Annotated in this window: 18 protein-coding genes, 4 tRNA genes and 1 pseudogene; 3 read left to right on the forward strand and 20 right to left on the reverse strand. The window is 58.1% G+C overall.

Features of this window, described 5'->3' with window-relative positions; translation table 11 throughout:
- Positions 1 to 161: 161 nt before the first annotated feature.
- Positions 162 to 1322 (reverse strand): mechanosensitive ion channel family protein, encoded by a 1161-nt coding sequence (locus ACOYW1_RS03795; RefSeq protein ID WP_482421719.1) that lies wholly within the window; start codon positions 1320 to 1322, stop codon positions 162 to 164.
- 217 nt (positions 1323 to 1539) lie between these two features.
- On the opposite strand from ACOYW1_RS03795, the gene cbiB reads away from it, so the two are divergent.
- From cbiB to ACOYW1_RS03810, 3 genes and pseudogenes are all read left to right on the forward strand, one after another.
- On the forward strand, positions 1540 to 2508 hold the full coding sequence (gene cbiB / locus ACOYW1_RS03800; RefSeq protein WP_482421720.1) for an adenosylcobinamide-phosphate synthase CbiB: 969 nt from the start codon (positions 1540 to 1542) through the stop codon (positions 2506 to 2508).
- Positions 2509 to 2690: 182 nt separating this feature from the next.
- On the forward strand, positions 2691 to 3629 hold the full coding sequence (gene glpX / locus ACOYW1_RS03805; RefSeq protein WP_482421721.1) for a class II fructose-bisphosphatase: 939 nt from the start codon (positions 2691 to 2693) through the stop codon (positions 3627 to 3629).
- A 73-nt stretch (positions 3630 to 3702) separates the two neighbouring features.
- Positions 3703 to 5196 (forward strand): annotated as a pseudogene (locus ACOYW1_RS03810) (leucyl aminopeptidase).
- A 543-nt stretch (positions 5197 to 5739) separates the two neighbouring features.
- On the opposite strand, the gene ACOYW1_RS03815 reads toward ACOYW1_RS03810, so the two are convergent.
- The 19 genes from ACOYW1_RS03815 to lptB all read right to left on the reverse strand — a co-directional run bounded on the left by ACOYW1_RS03815 (position 5740) and on the right by lptB (position 16093).
- Positions 5740 to 6135: an MBL fold metallo-hydrolase gene (locus ACOYW1_RS03815; protein WP_482421722.1), complete on the reverse strand. Its 396-nt coding sequence runs from the start codon at positions 6133 to 6135 to the stop codon at positions 5740 to 5742.
- Positions 6136 to 6153: 18 nt separating this feature from the next.
- Complete coding sequence (locus ACOYW1_RS03820; protein WP_482421723.1) at positions 6154 to 6303, reverse strand: MBL fold metallo-hydrolase; 150 nt, start codon at positions 6301 to 6303, stop codon at positions 6154 to 6156.
- Positions 6304 to 6320: 17 nt separating this feature from the next.
- Positions 6321 to 6467, reverse strand: coding sequence for a hypothetical protein (locus ACOYW1_RS03825; RefSeq protein ID WP_482421724.1), 147 nt, complete (start codon positions 6465 to 6467; stop codon positions 6321 to 6323).
- 105 nt (positions 6468 to 6572) lie between these two features.
- Positions 6573 to 6782: a hypothetical protein gene (locus tag ACOYW1_RS03830; protein ID WP_482421725.1), complete on the reverse strand. Its 210-nt coding sequence runs from the start codon at positions 6780 to 6782 to the stop codon at positions 6573 to 6575.
- Positions 6783 to 6920: 138 nt separating this feature from the next.
- Positions 6921 to 7005 (reverse strand) — tRNA-Leu (locus ACOYW1_RS03835).
- Between the two features lie 421 nt (positions 7006 to 7426).
- Positions 7427 to 7511, reverse strand: a tRNA-Leu gene (locus ACOYW1_RS03840).
- A gap of 327 nt (positions 7512 to 7838) precedes the next feature.
- A tRNA-Leu gene (locus ACOYW1_RS03845) sits at positions 7839 to 7921 on the reverse strand.
- A 366-nt stretch (positions 7922 to 8287) separates the two neighbouring features.
- Positions 8288 to 8375: transfer RNA gene (locus tag ACOYW1_RS03850), tRNA-Leu, on the reverse strand.
- A 6-nt stretch (positions 8376 to 8381) separates the two neighbouring features.
- Entirely contained in the window at positions 8382 to 8690 is a 309-nt protein-coding gene (secG, locus tag ACOYW1_RS03855; protein WP_180146729.1) for a preprotein translocase subunit SecG, read from the reverse strand.
- 18 nt (positions 8691 to 8708) lie between these two features.
- The gene (locus ACOYW1_RS03860) at positions 8709 to 9005 is read right to left on the reverse strand and encodes a triose-phosphate isomerase (RefSeq protein WP_482421726.1); all 297 of its coding nucleotides are present in this window, start codon (positions 9003 to 9005) and stop codon (positions 8709 to 8711) included.
- Positions 8894 to 9469 (reverse strand): triose-phosphate isomerase family protein, encoded by a 576-nt coding sequence (locus ACOYW1_RS03865; RefSeq protein WP_482421727.1) that lies wholly within the window; start codon positions 9467 to 9469, stop codon positions 8894 to 8896. The genes ACOYW1_RS03860 and ACOYW1_RS03865 overlap by 112 nt, the downstream gene beginning before the upstream one ends.
- A 56-nt stretch (positions 9470 to 9525) precedes the next feature.
- On the reverse strand, positions 9526 to 10527 hold the full coding sequence (gap, locus tag ACOYW1_RS03870; protein ID WP_180146734.1) for a type I glyceraldehyde-3-phosphate dehydrogenase: 1002 nt from the start codon (positions 10525 to 10527) through the stop codon (positions 9526 to 9528).
- A gap of 267 nt (positions 10528 to 10794) precedes the next feature.
- Positions 10795 to 11187: a PTS sugar transporter subunit IIA gene (locus ACOYW1_RS03875; protein ID WP_482421728.1), complete on the reverse strand. Its 393-nt coding sequence runs from the start codon at positions 11185 to 11187 to the stop codon at positions 10795 to 10797.
- A gap of 172 nt (positions 11188 to 11359) precedes the next feature.
- Positions 11360 to 12235 (reverse strand): RNase adapter RapZ, encoded by an 876-nt coding sequence (rapZ, locus tag ACOYW1_RS03880; protein WP_180146740.1) that lies wholly within the window; start codon positions 12233 to 12235, stop codon positions 11360 to 11362.
- 167 nt (positions 12236 to 12402) lie between these two features.
- On the reverse strand, positions 12403 to 12864 hold the full coding sequence (locus ACOYW1_RS03885) for a PTS sugar transporter subunit IIA (RefSeq protein ID WP_180146744.1): 462 nt from the start codon (positions 12862 to 12864) through the stop codon (positions 12403 to 12405).
- Positions 12865 to 13359: 495 nt separating this feature from the next.
- Positions 13360 to 13767: a ribosome hibernation-promoting factor, HPF/YfiA family gene (hpf, locus tag ACOYW1_RS03890; protein WP_180146747.1), complete on the reverse strand. Its 408-nt coding sequence runs from the start codon at positions 13765 to 13767 to the stop codon at positions 13360 to 13362.
- 10 nt (positions 13768 to 13777) lie between these two features.
- Positions 13778 to 14668 carry an RNA polymerase factor sigma-54 gene (gene rpoN, locus ACOYW1_RS03895; RefSeq protein ID WP_482421729.1) on the reverse strand — a complete coding sequence of 297 codons (891 nt, stop codon included), beginning with the start codon at positions 14666 to 14668 and terminating at the stop codon, positions 13778 to 13780.
- Complete coding sequence (locus ACOYW1_RS03900; RefSeq protein WP_482421730.1) at positions 14623 to 15216, reverse strand: RNA polymerase factor sigma-54; 594 nt, start codon at positions 15214 to 15216, stop codon at positions 14623 to 14625. The genes rpoN and ACOYW1_RS03900 overlap by 46 nt, the downstream gene beginning before the upstream one ends.
- 154 nt (positions 15217 to 15370) lie before the next feature.
- Entirely contained in the window at positions 15371 to 16093 is a 723-nt protein-coding gene (lptB, locus tag ACOYW1_RS03905; RefSeq protein WP_482415265.1) for an LPS export ABC transporter ATP-binding protein, read from the reverse strand.
- Positions 16094 to 16260: the final 167 nt, after the last annotated feature.

The raw sequence follows: 16260 nt of genomic DNA on the forward strand, positions 1-16260 counted from the left end.
CCCGGTTGTCCGGGGCACCTTGAATGCCATGATGGTTTGTTGATTGAACGGGCGGTGCACTTAGATCTGCCCGTATCGAAACACCGTGCAGGTTTTTCTAAGTCATGGATAAGCCCTCAGCCCGTAGGGTGCACTCTGTGCACCAGAACACGTGCGAACTATCAATCGCTGCCCGTGCTCTGCCGACGTAGTACTGCCGGGGCCATTGCCCTGGGCCACAGCGGGGCGCTCTTCCCACGGCATGGTCTCCACGTAGAGGGACTGGCTCGGGAAGGCAAACCCGGACCCTTCCTCTTCCACGATCTCTTTGATGGCGCAGATGAGCTCCGCTCGAGCGACTCTCCCCAGACCGTTGTGCGGGTAAAACAATAGATTTTTAGATCGATGGACGAGTCTGAGAAGTTGTCGATGCGCACGAACAGGGGCGCCGACGGCGGGTTGACAAAGCCTTCGTGCTCGGTGATCCAGGCCTCGATGCGCTGCCGGATGGCCTTGAGCTGGCTTACCGTGGTGCGGTACTCCAGGCCCACGAGCCAGGAGATGCGGCGGAAGGTCATGGAGGTGAAGTTGGTGACGGTGTTGTCCGAGAGCAGGGTGTTGGGGACAAAGACCGGGGCCTTGTCGAACCTGCGGATTCGGGTGGACCGGAAGCCGATCTGCTCCACGGTGCCCTCCACCACGCCGTTGACCTGAATCCAGTCTCCGATTTTGAAGCGGCGCTCGGCAAGGATGAGAATCCCTGAGATGAGGTTCTTGAAGAGGTCCTGGGCCCCCAGGGCCACGGCCACACCGAAGAGTCCGAGACCGGCGATGATGGGGCCGACCCGGATACCCCAGATCTCCAGGATGGTGGCACCCCCGATGAGGGCCAGGGCAGCCCGTGTGGCGTTGAAGAACCAGTCCAGAAGGGACCGGTCGAAGATGGACTCCAGCTTTTTGAACAGGTGCGAGATGGGCAGGATGATGTTGAAGACGCTCCAGAATATGGTGAAGGCCACCAGGGAGCGGATGAGCTTGTCCAGGAGAATGGCGGCAGCGCCTTCAAAGCCCAGGTATTGCCTGGCGAAAAAGAGGCCAAGGACCACGGGCAGCAGGTTCAGGGGGGGCTCCAGGGCCGTGAGGATCTTGTCGTCCAGCTCGGAGCTGGTCTTGGCCGTCAGCCGTTTTAATCGTCTCAAGATGGCCTTGGAGATGGTTTTTCGGAAAAGGAGGAAGGCCAGAAAGATGAGTGTTGCCACCAGAATACGGCCGATATCGATGCCGAAAAGACCGTTTTGCCAGACATCGAGGACCAGGTCACCAAAGGCTTTTAAGTGTTCCATACGTGTATGCTCCCAAATTGCGGGGGTCAGTGTTGTTACAAAATAAAAAAGATATATCATCGCCTTTTTTTTCGTCGACTTCAAGACCGAAATCGAGGAGGTATCTTCTCTCCTTTCTTGACATTACAGAGGGCTTTCACTAATTCAGTGAGGGGGGGCGGCCAATGGCCGTTCTTCCTGTTTCATTTAAGGACAGCAACATCAAAAAGGACGATTCATGTTTCCCATCTCCGAGTGGTACATCCTGCCTGCAGCCTTTCTTTTGGATCTCCTTGTGGGGGATCCCGCGTTTATCCCACACCCCATCTGCTGGATGGGGAACCTCATCAGCAAATCCGAGGCCTTTTTCAGGCGCCTGAAGGTCCCCACGGTGGTCTCCGGCGGGTTGTTTACCGTCTGCATGGTGGCTGTTGTGTGGGCCGTTGCCACGGCGGTGATGGCCGTTGCGTCCTATGTCCACGCGGACCTTGCCCGGGTGGTGGAGATCCTGATGATCTGGTTTGCCATCTCCACGCGATCGCTGAAAAAAGCGGCCCTGGCCGTGTCTGACGCTCTGCGCATGGGCGGGCTCGAAGCGGCCCGCGCCAAAGTGGGAATGATCGTGGGACGGGATACCTCGCAGCTCGATGAGCGGGGCGTGCTGAAAGCGGCGGTGGAGACCGTGGCCGAGAACCTGGTGGACGGGGTGATCTCCCCCCTCTTTTTTGCGGCCCTGGGCGGGGCACCCCTGGCCATGACCTACAAGATGGTCAACACCCTGGATTCCATGGTGGGGTACCGAAATGAGAAATACATCGCCTTCGGCAAGGCCTCGGCCCGGCTGGACGATGTGGTCAACTTTATCCCGGCCCGGCTCTCCGTCTTTTGCGTGGCCGCGGCCAACTACGGCATTGCCCGGCGCTGGAAAGAGATTCTGCGCGCTGCCTTCAGGGACGGTCGCAACCATTTGAGCCCCAACGCCGGGTACCCGGAAGCCTCCTTTGCCGAAGCCCTGGAGGTGACCATGGGCGGACCTTCCGTCTATTTCGGCAAGGTGGTGGACAAGGCCTACATCTGCGAAGAGTACAAAGAGAACCCCTACGTGCCCGCCACCGTGGAAAGCGCCTGCCGTCTGATGGTCTGGTCGGCAGCGGTGTCCCTTTTCGGGGCCATGACCCTTGCCCACATGATGAATATGGTGGCTTGATCACGGGTGGGTGTGGTATAGATTATCCTTTTTGATTCAACCATGTAGGATGCGGACGGATGCGGGCAGGGCCTGCGTCCGGCGACTGCGTTCTGCGATGACCACAATACGGTCCGGAGTCCGGATTATCCCGGGGTGCGCGGGGAGTGTCGCACCGGAAGTGAAGCCAAGAGATTTAACGCATGAATATCGCATTTGATTTGATGAAGGTAACGGAGGCCGCAGCCATTGAAGCGGCCAAATGGGTTGGCACCGGACGCAAGAAGGCCGGAGACGGCGCGGCGGTGGCCGCCATGCGCCAGGCGTTTTCAAACATCAACCTCGCAGGCCGCGTGGTCATTGGCGAGGGGGAAAAAGACGAAGCCCCCATGCTCTACACCGGTGAAGAGGTAGGCAACGGCCGCGGCCTTGCCGTGGATATCGCCGTGGACCCCGTGGAGGGCACCAACCTCATGGCCCTGGGGCGTCCCAACGCCATCGCCGTCCTTGGCGCGGCACCCCGCGGCTCCATGTACGATCCCGGCCCCAGTTTTTACATGAAAAAGCTCGTGGTTCCCAAGGAAGCCGCCCAGGTGGTGGACATCGACGCCCCTGTGGAGGACAATCTGGACAACACGGCCAAGGCCCTGGGCAAGGAAGTCCGGGACCTGGTGATTTTCGTCCTGGACAAGCCCCGCCACGTGGAGCTGATCCAGCGCATCCGTGCCAAAGGGGCCAGGGTTCAGCTTCACACCGACGGTGACGTGGCCGGCTCCCTCATGGCCGTGACCCCGGACTCCGGCGTGGACATGATGATGGGCACCGGCGGCACCCCCGAAGGCGTGATTTCCGCCTGCGCGGTGGTGGCCCTGGGCGGGGCGATCTTTGGCCGCCTGGATCCCAAAACCGAGGAAGAACGGGACAACGTTATCAAGTACGGCACCGACATCGATAAGCTCCTCACCACCACCGACCTTGTGGACAGCGAGAAGGCCTGCTTTGTGGCAACCGGAATCTCCGGCGGCACCTTCCTGGCCGGTGTGGAAAACGACGCCTCGGGCATCGTGACCCACTCCATGGTCCTTGACGGCGGCTCCGGCCACCTCTGCATGGTCCGCTCCGTCCACACAAACATGGTGTAATCCGCATTCAAATGACCGGAGTGATGCTCCTCCCGCTCTTTCTGTATAAACGCACCTTTGATTGGAGAACTCTATGATCATATTGAAAAGTGCCGATTTGTCCCGGCGGCGATTTACCAACATTGTGGTCCCGGTGTGCGAAAAAAAATCCATTACCGCCGAGGCCCGGCTGGCGGCCCTGGTGGACGATGCCCTTACCCTGCCTGAGTTCGAAGGCAAGGAGGATGACGCCCTGGTGCGTTACTCCACCGGGGGCATCAAGGCCGAGCGCCTCATTTTCCTCGGGCTCGGCAAGGCCAAGCAGGTGACGGAAGACGACCTGCGCCGCATGGCGGCCAACGGCGTCAGGCGCGCTCTGGACCTGGGCCAGCCCAAGGTGGCCATCGTGATGCCGGACATCGAAACCCTCAAGATCGATCGGGAGCGCCAGGTCACCGCTGTCATCGAGGGGGCGCTTCTGGCCAACCACTTTTTCCATCGCTACCGGGGGAAAAAGGAGCGCAAGGTCAAGGCTTTGTCGGCCATTGAGGTGCTCATCGCCCGCAACGAGGTGAACCGCCTGCGCCCCGTGGCTGAAAAGGCCGTGACCGTGGTATCCGGGGCTCTTCTGGCCCGGGATTGGGTCTCCACGCCCCCCATGGACAAGGTACCTGAAAAGTTTGGGGCCATGGTGGAAAAGGCCATGGAAGAGGTCGGGGTCTCTGTGGAGATCAAGGACCACAAGGAGCTGGCCCAGATGAAGTTCGGGGCCATGCTCGGGGTTGCCATGGGCAGTGACAGCCCGGCGCGTATGGTGGTGGCCGATTACCACCCCGAAGGCGCCACCAAAACGGTTGTCCTCGTGGGCAAGGGCGTCACCTACGACTCCGGTGGCCTCAACCTTAAGCCCGCCGACGGTCTCAAGGGCATGAAGAGCGACATGGCAGGGGCGGCAGCCGTTGCCGGAACCCTCTACAAACGCGGCAAGGGCCGGCCGATGTGCGCGTGATCGGGCGTCATGCCCCTGGTGGAGAATATGCCCTCAGGCAGGGCGCTGCGCGTGGGTGATGTTCTGAAAAGCTTCTCTGGCAAGACCATTGAGGTGGGCAACACCGACGCCGAAGGACGGCTGATTCTGGCCGATGCCATGGCCTGGGCCTCCAAGACCTACAAGCCCGATCTCATGATCGACCTGGCAACCCTCACCGGTGCCTGTATGGTGGCCCTTGGCCAGGACATCGCCGGTGTGTTTACCGCTGATGAGAGGCTCTCCAAGGCCCTGATGCGCTCTTCAGAGCGCGTTCATGAGCGTTGTTGGCCCCTTCCCATGCCCGAGGATTACAAAGCCCATCTTAAGAGCGATGTGGCCGATATCGCCAACATTGCAGGCCATCGCTGGGGCGGGTCCTCCACCGCGGCTCTCTTCCTTTCGGAGTTCGTGGGCAAGACCCGCTGGGCCCACATCGACATCGCCGGGCCCGCCTTCACCCAGAAGGACTCCCCCTACGTCCGCCCCGGCGGCACAGGATTCGGGGTTCGCCTCCTCTGCGACCTGCTGTTCGGCGAGGAGAGCTCCCTGACCCTCTGATAATTTTTTCTTTTTTAAAAGCTAAACAACAAAAAGGCCGAATGCCCGTATGGGTGTTCGGCCTTTTTGTCTGTAACCCCAAAAGATGCCTCCAGGTTCGGGAATGTACTATCGCCATAGCGTGTCGTGGCGTAGTCCGATGCCGTTGGTTAAATGGGGACACATAGATACGGGCGCAGGCAAATTCTTCAGGCTCCTCACATTCCCTGACGGCTTTGCCCATTCTGGATATCGAGACCGTATCAGGGGCCTCGTCCCAGGCTCCGCCTGATAGCTTTCTCGGAGGCTCCGCCTCCATGTCCGATACCGCCAGAGCCTGTGCCGTTCGCCACCCATTGCTTGGTTTTCCACACCGATAATTCTGAGGGTGGCTCTGGACAAGACGTGTACACGTTAACCAAGAATGCCGCAGTGCTTTAACCCGAGGAACGAGGGGGAAAGCGCTGCGGCATTCCGCTTTCAACGTGGCTCACCTTGCCGCCGGAGGCACGGTTATTCCTTTTTTTTGTTGTACTGTTTCATCACTTAGGGAGAAGCGAGCTTTTAGGCGTTTGAGGCCCGGGGGCACGCCTTTGTCGATCTCTTTTTGCATGATATCGAGAATTGTCGAAAAATCGTCGGTTTCGGTGGCCGCAGTACGAGGCCATGCAAGAGGTTGATTACCACCTCCAGGTCCCGGAGTTTTTCGATGCTCTGGTGCATTTCGGGTCTCATGGAGACGGGGAAGGGCGGGCGAAAGCTGCTGCCCACCTTCAGGATGACGTCGGCGGCGTAGAGGGTTTTGCTGTGGGCGTGGTAGAGGACCACGTCGTGGGCGGTGTGGCCCGGGGTGGCGATGACCTGCCAGTCTTCAAAGCCGGGAAGGCGGTCCCCGTCTTTGAGGGGGTGGTCGAAGGTGAGGCGTTTTTTGTACCAGATCCACTCAAAGGGGTATTTCATGGCCCGTGCCCACAGGCGTCACCCAGGAAGATAATTTGTGTGCTGGAGAGCCCCGGAAAATCCCGCGTACCAGCGGTTGATCTCCTCAGGTGCGGCAACGGGAACGCTGTGGCGGCTGCGGAGGGTGTGTGCGCCCCCGGCGTGGTCGGGATGGGTGTGGGAGGCCACGGCAGAAGTTAGTTAGCTCATAGGTAGTACAGGCGACGCTTCATGACCTGTTCGATGCGGGGTACGTCGCTTCGGCAGCCGGAGTCGATGAGCAGGACCTTTTCTTCGTACACGGCAAGATAAAGGGTCTCAATGAAGCCGTCCACCACATGGATCGTGAACATGGGGAGCATTCCTTTGATAGCGGGTCGTTTGTTGGTGTGGTAGTTAAAGTTAACTTTAAGGTATGGCGCGGAATGCTGTCAAGGCATCATTGAACGATGGCGCGATCAGGCAATGATGTCGGTTTTGGAGGATTTTTGTTTATTGGAGGCCTTGGCCTGGAAGTGGAAGACGCCACCCCAGCTCTTCCGCACGGTGACAGACGGGAGCATAGGGCCTTTAAAGCCCATTTTGCGGCATCCGTAGGGGTGGCGGTTGTCCCAGGTGATAAAGAAGTGGATACAGGCCCTGCAGTTGATTCGAGGGGGTGTGGTCATGGCAATCACGCACAGGGGCAAATCAAAAGGTGCCCCGGTTGAAGGTTATGGGTCTCGGATGATTTGTTACCACAGCCACAAGGTTTGAACAAAACAAAAAAGCCGCCGGATATAAATCCGACGGCTCTTGCTTTTAAATGGTGCCGAAGGGGAGACTTGAACTCCCACGGGTTGCCCCACACGGCCCTCAACCGTGCGCGTCTACCAATTCCACCACTTCGGCAAAATGTGAGAGCGTTATAGCACCGCCTTTCGGGGTGATCAAGCCTTTTTCCCGGGTTTCGGCGCTCTTTTTTTGAGGGGCGGGGTAACATCTTCAGATGATGTGGATAATGGGAATGGTCGATTTATGGCAAAGGCTTTGATAAGGCCGAGATTGGCCGTTAAGATTCGTCGGCGGTGCGCAAGCGCACCCTACCACCAGGTGTCCCACGCCGTTTATCATCCATGGCTCGCGCTTTTGAGTGCTATTCACGCCATGTCCAGATGGACCAACAATCACAGGGGAGCGGGAGTATGATGGTTTCTTAAAACCGTATCCTGTGCTCTATGGAAGGGGAGGATGGGGTCTGTTCGTGTGGCGAGACTTTTGAACCAAAACAAAAAAGCCGCCGGATATAAATCCGACGGCTCTTGCTTTTAAATGGTGCCGAAGGGGAGACTTGAACTCCCACGGGTTGCCCCACACGGCCCTCAACCGTGCGCGTCTACCAATTCCACCACTTCGGCAAAATGTGAGAGCGTTATAACACCGGCTTTCGGGTTGATCAAGTCTTTTTCAACGGGGTAAGGCGTTTTTTTAAAGCGGGTCATGCTAAGGTGCCGACAGGGCTCATAAGTCTGTACGGCGGGTTTTTTGCTTTATTGGGCAGAGGTTGAACGGGGAACGCGGGTGCGCGAGCGCGTCATCGGGATGATAAAAAGGTGAGCCGGAAGGGGCAGGGACTCACTTCTTTTAAAAAACACGGCTTGGTTGTCTTATCTGGGTGGGCTGTTTTCCATGGTGCGAAACGCAAAAACCCCCTTGCCGTTTCCAGCAAGGGGGTTGAAGTCAAATGGTGCCGAAGGGGAGACTTGGAGACAGCGAATTCTGTACACGGCCCTCAACCGTGCGCGTCTACCAATTCCACCACTTCGGCAAAATGTGAGAGCGTTATAACATCGGTTTTCGGGTTGATCAAGCCCTTTTTGCGGGGCTCTTGGCTTTTTTTGAGGGTCGGAAACCGTGGGTGGCGAAGGAGGGTGGTTTGGGGTGTGTTTTCAAGGTGATGTTCCCCTGAGGTGGTCCCGGGATTTTGATGGGGAGTTTCCAAGGGGGCGCGGTGGGGTGCGAGTTTGATAGGTACTCATTGGGGTTGGTGTCTTGAAATAAACAAAGGATTGCACGGACGCAAAGGGGCATTTACGGGCTTTCTGCGTGCTTTTCTATCCCTTCTGAAAAGATGGATCTGTTTTGGGCAACAAAAAACCCCGCCTTGTGTTCACAAGACGGGGTTTTTGTGCTGTGATTCGAGGGGAGACTTGAACTCCCACGGGTTGCCCCACACGGCCCTCAACCGTGCGCGTCTACCAATTCCACCACTTCGGCAAATCGTGCGACTATTCGCTTTTTGTATCCGCAGGTGCTGCGGGCGCGCTCTGCTCGGCAGCCGGAGGTGCGGTGATCACCGAGCCGGTCTTTTTCGTGCCTGAGTCGTACGCCAGGAAGAGCGAGGTGATCATGAAGATGATCGCGATGGCCGTTGTGGCCTTGCTCAGGAACGTGGCGCCGCCGGAAGGGCCAAACAGGGTCTGGCTGCTTCCACCACCGAAAGATGCGCCCATGTCGGCGCCTTTTCCGGTCTGGAGAAGGACAATGAGAATCAGGCCGACGCAGACCAGAATATGAACTATTTTAACAAAAAGCATTGTGTAGCCATCCGTTTATCATCGTTTGTATCGAACAATCCCGCTGAAGGATTCGGTGTCAAGGCTGGCACCTCCAACGAGGGCACCATCCACATCTTCAAGGGCCATTAGTTCAGCAATGTTGCCCGATTTGACGCTGCCACCATATAGGATTCTCATGGCATTGGCAAGCTCTTTCTGGATGCTGTCGGCAACGCTTTTCCTCAGGAAGGCGTGGACTTCCTGAACCATATCAGGGGTTGCCGTGTTGCCGGTGCCGATGGCCCAGACGGGCTCGTAGGCGAGGACAACAGGGGCCAGCTCCTCGGCGGACAATCCCTTAAATCCATGACCCCTGGGGTGTCAAGGACCTCAAAGGTTTTTCCCTGCTTGCGCTCCTCATCGGTTTCGCCGATGCAGACCACGGGGACCAGACCAGCCTTGAGGGCGGCTTTGAGCTTGTTATTGACGGTCTCGTCGGTCTCGCCGAAGAACTGACGGCGCTCGGAGTGGCCGATGATGACGTGGGTGCAGCCACAGGAGCGGATCATCTCGGCGGAGATCTCTCCGGTCCAGGCGCCTGTGGTTTCCCAGAACATGTCCTGGGCGGCCACGGCAATGGGGCTTTTCCCAAGGGCCTGGCAAACAGGGTAGAGGGCGGTGAAGGTGGGGGCCACCATCACGTCCACGTCGATGTCGGCGCCCAGGGCGTCTTTGAGCTCGGTTGCAAAGGCAACGGATTCGGCGCAATCCTTGTGAAGCTTCCAGTTGCCGGCGATGAGAGGGGTACGGGTTGCCATAGGGGCTCCTTATGTGGGGGACCGGCCCGGAAAACGGGCCGGTCCGAGGCAGAAGATTACAGTTTGGATGCGATCATGGCTGCCAGGTCCACCATGCGGTGGGAGTAGCCGGCCTCGTTGTCGTACCAGGAGAGGACCTTCACCATGCCGTCGATGACGTCGGTGGAGGGGGCATCCACGCTGGAGGAGGCGGGGCAGCCGTTGAAGTCGATGGAGACCAGGGGAGCATCGCAGTAATCGAGGACCCCTTTGAGCTCGCCGTCAGCCGCTTTCTGAAGGGCAGCGTTGACTTCTTCTTTGGTGGCGGGCTTTTCAAGGTTGACCACCAGGTCCACCAGGGAGACGTTGGGGGTGGGGACGCGGATGGACATGCCGTTGAGCTTGCCTTTGAGCTCGGGCAGGACCAGGGCCACGGCCTTGGCAGCGCCGGTGGTGGTGGGGACCATGGAACAACCGGCGGCACGGGCGCGCCTCAGATCCTTGTGGGGGGCGTCCAGGATGCGCTGGTCACCGGTGTAGGCGTGGATGGTGGTCATGAGGCCCTCTTTGATGCCGAAGGTCTCGTGGAGCACCTTGGCCACGGGGGCCAGGCAGTTGGTGGTGCAGGAGGCGTTGGAGACGATGTGGTGGGCGGCCGCATCGTAGGTGGCATCGTTGACGCCCATGACGATGGTGGCGTCGGGGTCGCTGGCCGGGGCGGAGATGATCACTTTTTTGGCGCCGGCTGCCAGGTGCTTGGAGGCGCCTTCGCGGTCGCGGAAGATGCCGGTGCACTCCATGGCGATGGCCACATCAAGCTCTTTCCAGGGCAGGTTGGCGGGGTCTTTTTCGGCGGTGACGCGGATGGTTTTGCCGTTGACGACGATGCCGTTGTCCGCAGCCTTTACCTCGCCGTCAAAGCGCCCGTGCACGGAGTCGTAGGCCAGAAGGTGGGCGATGGTTTTGATGTCGGTGAGGTCGTTGATGGCAACCACGTCGATTGCGGGGTTGTTGAGGGCTGCTCTGAAAACCATACGACCGATACGTCCGAATCCGTTGATACCGATTTTGATGCTCATGGGTCTTCCTCCGTCCAACGTTGGGTGTCAGCACCAGTTGGAGATGTGATGGTGATAAATGGTTGGTGACGTTTGCAAAGAGGCGTCCGATGTCCGGGGCTGCAACGGGTGCAGCCCATCCAAAGGCAATGTTCGGGCGGGTCTTTAAACGTTGTAAGGGGCCGGAATCTTTGTAATGACCCGGCCCCCGGTTGCTTATATCTCGGTCGCCCCGATGGCGATCGTTTATTACCCTGTCAAAGGGAATGCATCAGCGCTTGGCGCCGTTTAAGATGCTGCTGGCAAGGGAGATACTGCGTTTGCCCGTGTTTTCCAGGAGCTTGGCCGTGGAGGTGAGGGCTCCTTTTTTCTGGCGGCCCACCGCAGAGATCGATACCGGGCGGCCACCCCGGAGATCACCTCCACCTGGTCCTCCTCCAGAAAGGAGAGGGAGAGGTTGGAGGGGGTACCGCCGAACATATCGGTGAGGATGAGAACCCCGTCTCCGGAGTTGACCTCCTTGATGGCCTTGGCCACCTTATTGTGCAGGTCATCGACACTCTTGGTGATGTTGATGGAGACGGGTTTGACCTGCTCAAGGGGCTCTTTTTGTATGAATTCGGCGGTTTCGATGAGGATTTCACCGAGATTGCCGTGGGTGACGACCAGTATGCCAATCATATATAAACCTCATGTGGGGCATCTTGTATGGTGGCCTCGCCACGGTCCGGGCGGCATGGAGCATGCCCCCGCGGTGTGGTGCCGCAGCATGGGCTTTGGTGCGAGGCGTGTTCGGTCTGTAACGCTAACGAGTGTATCATTTTTTGGCGGCAGGGCACACACCTGCCGGCGTTTATTCCTCCCGGCCGATGTCCCGGTGCAGGAGGCGGATATCGGAATAACGACGCTTCAAGTGGTTGTGGATTTCCGAGGACACGGCCACGCTACGGTGCCGACCCCCGGTGCATCCCACGCCCAGGGTGAGGTAGTGTTTCCCTTCCTTTTGGTACATGGGGATGAGAAAGTCCAGAAGATCGGTGTATTTGAGCAGGAAGGTCCGGGTTCCCTCACCGTTGAGGACAAAGTCCCGCACATCCGGGGATAGGCCGCTGTGGGGCTTGAGCTCCGGGACGAAGTAGGGGTTTTCGAGGAACCGCACATCCACCATGAGGTCGGCATCCTGGGGGACACCGTACTTGAACCCGAAGGAGACCACCGAGATTTTCAGCGGGGTTTTGTGGTGGGAGTCTGCGGCCAGCTCCGAAATAACCTTTTTCAGCTCGTGGACCGTCAGGCTGGAGGTGTTGATAATCCGGGTGGCGTCTTCGTTGCGCAGGCTTGTGAGCTCTTCCCGTTCCTGGGTGATGGCATCCATCACCCCTTTGTCCCCCACGGCCAGTGGGTGGGTGCGGCGCGTCTGGGAGAAGCGCCGCGTCAGGGTAGCCACGTCGGCCTCCAGGAAGATGACCTTCAGGTTGTGGCCTGCCTGCTTCAGCTCATCGAAGACACCGCGGTATGACTTGAGAAAGGTGCGCTCACGAAGGTCCATGCCAAAGGCAATGCCTCTGTAGTGGGTCTCCTTGGCAATGGGGATTTCCATGAACTTGGGCAGGAGGGTGACGGGGAGGTTGTCCACGCAATAGTATCCGGCATCCTCAAACGCGGCCAGGGCCGTGCTTTTACCGGATCCTGCCTGTCCTGTGATGATGAAAATGTTGAAGATGTTCATGGGGAGAACTCCCTTTGCTGCCCGGAGCCGTCGCCGGCAAGGCCGCGTGAAGGTTGCGTGTCCTTTAGGGAACGGACCGGTTCGGGGTGCTGGTGTTCGTTGAAATCGTCAAGGAGTTTGCCTCTCAAGGGCTGACATCCGATGGTGCCCGGGAAAAGCCCGGGCCGTCATCCGTTTTCGTTGTCTTCGTTTCGGATAATGGCGTGGATCTCGTCCCGTGATGTGGCGGTCATCAGTTTTTTGCGAAAGAGATCGCTCTTGAGCATTTTGGAGAGCCTGGCCAGGAGCTTTAAGTGTTGACCGGTGGACTGCTCGGGAGTGACGAGGACAAAAAAGATATGGGCCGGTCGCCCGTCCAGGGAGTCGAAGTCCACACCCTGGCGGCTCATGCCGAATCCCACCACCATGCGGTCCAGGCCGGCGATCTTTCCGTGGGGAATGCCGATGCCGTCTCCGATGCCGGTGCTTCCGAGTTGCTCCCGTTCAAGGAGAACCCTTACCAGGTCCGGGTGGTGGAGGCCAGTGAGGTCCGCAATGGGGGCCGCGAGTTCTTCCAGGATTCCTTTTTTGTCCCGTGACGTGAGTTCGGGGATGATCGTTTCCAGCTGCAGTACATCAAGGATTTTCATAATGATTCACCCAGAGAGTCTCTGTTGGCCTGTCCGGCGGTGTGTCTGCCAGGCCGTGTGTCAGGCCGTCCTTTGCAGGATCGTGCGTGGGGCGGTTGCCGACAGGTTTGGGACCTCTACTTTCATATCAGTGGATGGCCCATCTTTCAAGACCTGATGCGCGGGTCGCGTCTCGTCGTCCGAGCATCGGTTTTTGCCCATGAAAAAAGGCGCCTGCACCGGGCAGGCACCTTTTAAACGGAGTGTTTTGTAGCTGACATCACCGGGGTTGTCAAATGGATTTCATTGGACGGTGGCCCCCGGAGGCTGTCGTGTATACGGGCGAGTCGCCCTGTTGCAAGATGAACCCGTGTGTGATCAACCCGGCGAAATCGAAACGCATTTTCGGCTGCTCCTCAAGGGCCCCGCACCCCCTTGAAACGGAGGTGCGGGGCGTTTTCAGGCGGGGCTATATTTTACGAGTTCATCCTCGTGACGTTGCGGACGGACGGCGGGTCAGGCCAGCCGGCGGTCCTCATCCATATCGAAATCGGAAAAGTCATCAAACTCATCCACGTCAACAGGGGCCTCGTTTATCTCTTCGGCCAGGGTGGGACGGATCCCGGGGTTGCCGCTTTTGCGGGCCTGTATCTTTTTCTTGTTTTTGGAGAGTTGCTGCTTGATTTTATCCACGGCAAGGTCGATGGCTGCATACATGCGCTCGCTTGTTTCCGTGGCGTGGACCGTGGTGCGGCCGCTTGTGACGTTTATTTCGGTAATATGCCGTATCTTTTCAACGGAAAAAACGACGTTGGCTTCGGAAGGGGCATCAAGCAGTTTGTCGATACGTTCCAGCTTTTTGGTGGCGTACGCCTTGAGTGCGTCGGAAGGGTCAATGTTCTTGAATGTTACAGATACTTGCATAAATGACCTCCTAAAATTGTTTTCGTTTGCTTGACGGCAATATTTTCATTGCCTCACGGTATTTGGCTACCGTTCGTCTAGCGATGTCTACATTGGCCTCCTTTTTCAAGATTTGAGCGATTTTCTCGTCGCTGTAGGGTTTTTTGGTGTCCTCTCCGTCAATGATCTGTTTGATCTTGTCCTGGACACTGGCCGACGCGATGGCGGCTCCGTGGACGCGGTTGATGGAGCTGTTGAAAAAGTATTTCAGCTCGAAGATACCCTGGGGGGTATAGGCGTACTTGTTGGTGGTGACCCGGCTGATGGTGGACTCGTGCATGCCGATGTCCTGTGCCACGTCCCGCAGCACCATGGGCTTTAAGTGAGAGATCCCTTTTTCAAAGAACTCGGCCTGGAATTTTAAGATGCTTTCCATGACGCTGTAGATGGTTTTCTGGCGCTGGTGGATGCTCTTGATGAGCCAGGCCGCAGAGCGCATCTTGTCCTGGAGGTAGTCCCGGGTGTCGCTGGGGATGTCCTGGCCCTTGGAGAGCGCCTGGCGGTAATAGGGGTTGACGCGTAGCCTCGGCATGCCGTCGTCGTTCAAGGCGATGATGAACTCCCCCTCCTCCTTGTAGACGTAGATGTCCGGAGTGATGTAGTGGGGTTCTTCGGTGCTGAAGGGGCGGCCCGGCTTGGACTCGAACTCCTTGATGATGTTCACCGTGGAGATGATGCTGGGCAAGTCCTGCACCAGCGCCTTGCTGATGGCCTTGTAGTTTTTGTTCTCCAGCTCCTTGATGTGGTTGGTGACGACCTCTTTCATGATCCGGGTCTCCACGCCGAAATGGCGGGCCTGGATCAGGAGGCACTCCCCTAAGTTCCGGGCACAGATGCCCTGGAGGATCGAAAAGGTCCGCATTCTTCAAGGACATCTTCCACGAGCTCCACCGAGTGGCCGCACTCCTCCGCGATCTCTTCGACGGAGGCGGTGAGATAGCCGTCGCTGCTCAGGTTGCCGATGATGAGGCAGCCGATCTCCTCGGTGTCGGAGTCCGGGCAGGTCATCAGGAGCTGCCAGAGAAGGTGGTCATCCAGGGATTTCTTCTGGGATACGAAGGCCTCGTATTTGGGCGCCTCCTTCTGCTCGGATTCGTACTGGGCCTTGCCTGTGGAGTTGTACTCTCCCAGGTAGTTGTCCCAGTCGATGTCGCTTCCGATCTTCTCGTCGATTTTCACTTCGGACGTTGCGTTCTCTTCCGGTGCCGGCTTCTCGTCCTCGTGGGTTCCCGCTTCCCGTTGTGCCGTCTCCTGAATCTCTTCGAGGGCCGGGTTTTCTTCCAGCTCCTGGGAGATGGCGTCGACCAGCTCGAGACGGGAGAGTTGCAGGAGCTTGATGGCCTGCTGAAGCTGGGGGGTCATCACCAGTTGTTGGGAGAGGCGCAGCTGTTGCCTGAGTTCCATTGCCATAACTACAACTTCACGGTTTCCATTACGGTTCACACAAGTTTGGGTTGCCGGTCGCATCGCCATTGATACGCCGACTGAAGCCGTCTGTCGGGACGGTTCGATCCATCGAAATTGGGAACGCGGGCCCTTGAACGGTCTGAGGGCCTGCGGTTTTCTATAGGGTAAAGCCTTCGCCCAGATAAATACGGCGGGCGATATCGCTTGATGCAATCTCCTCGGGGGAGCCGGATTCGATGACCTTGCCGACGCTCATGATGTAGGCGTTATCGCAGACTCCCAAAGTCTCCCGGACGTTGTGGTCGGAGATCAGGATCCCGATGCCGCGCTCCTTGAGCATGGCGATGATGTTCTGGATGTCGATGACCGCAATGGGGTCGACCCCTGCAAAGGGCTCATCCAGAAGGATAAAGTCCGGTTTGATGGCCAGGACCCGGGTGATTTCAAGGCGCCTGCGCTCTCCACCGGAGAGGACGGCTGCTTTGCGGTCGGCAAGGTGACTGATGCGCAGTTCCCCCAGGAGGGTCTCCAGGCGCTCTTCCTGTTCCTGTTTGGAGATGCCCAGAAGCTCCAGGATCGCCATGACGTTGTCCCTGACCGACAGGGACTTGAAGATGGACGATTCCTGAGGGAGGTAGCCGATCCCGCACCTGGCCCGCTTGTACACCGGGTAGTTGGTGATCTCCTGGCTGTCGATGAAGACGGAGCCTGAGTCGGGACGTACAATACCTGCAGCCATGTAAAACGTGGTGGTTTTCCCTGCGCCGTTGGGGCCGAGGAGGCCGGTGACGTGGTTGCTCTCCACGCGGATGGAGACACCGTCCACAACGGCTCTCCCTCCGTACGTTTTTATCAGGCTGTTCATCACAAGCTCAGTCATAAAATCCCGATCTTCCCTCTTCGTAATGCGTCTTCACTTACCGGGCCCGTACCTTAAAAATATAATGCATCTGTCGCCGATCTCAAGGGCGGCCCTTATACCGGTAGCCGGTTCAACTTGTCCGGGACGTCCCTTACCATACCACAGGGGCTTTGAAAAAGCACTTG

This window comes from Desulfoluna sp. CYM3A (assembly GCF_056829965.1).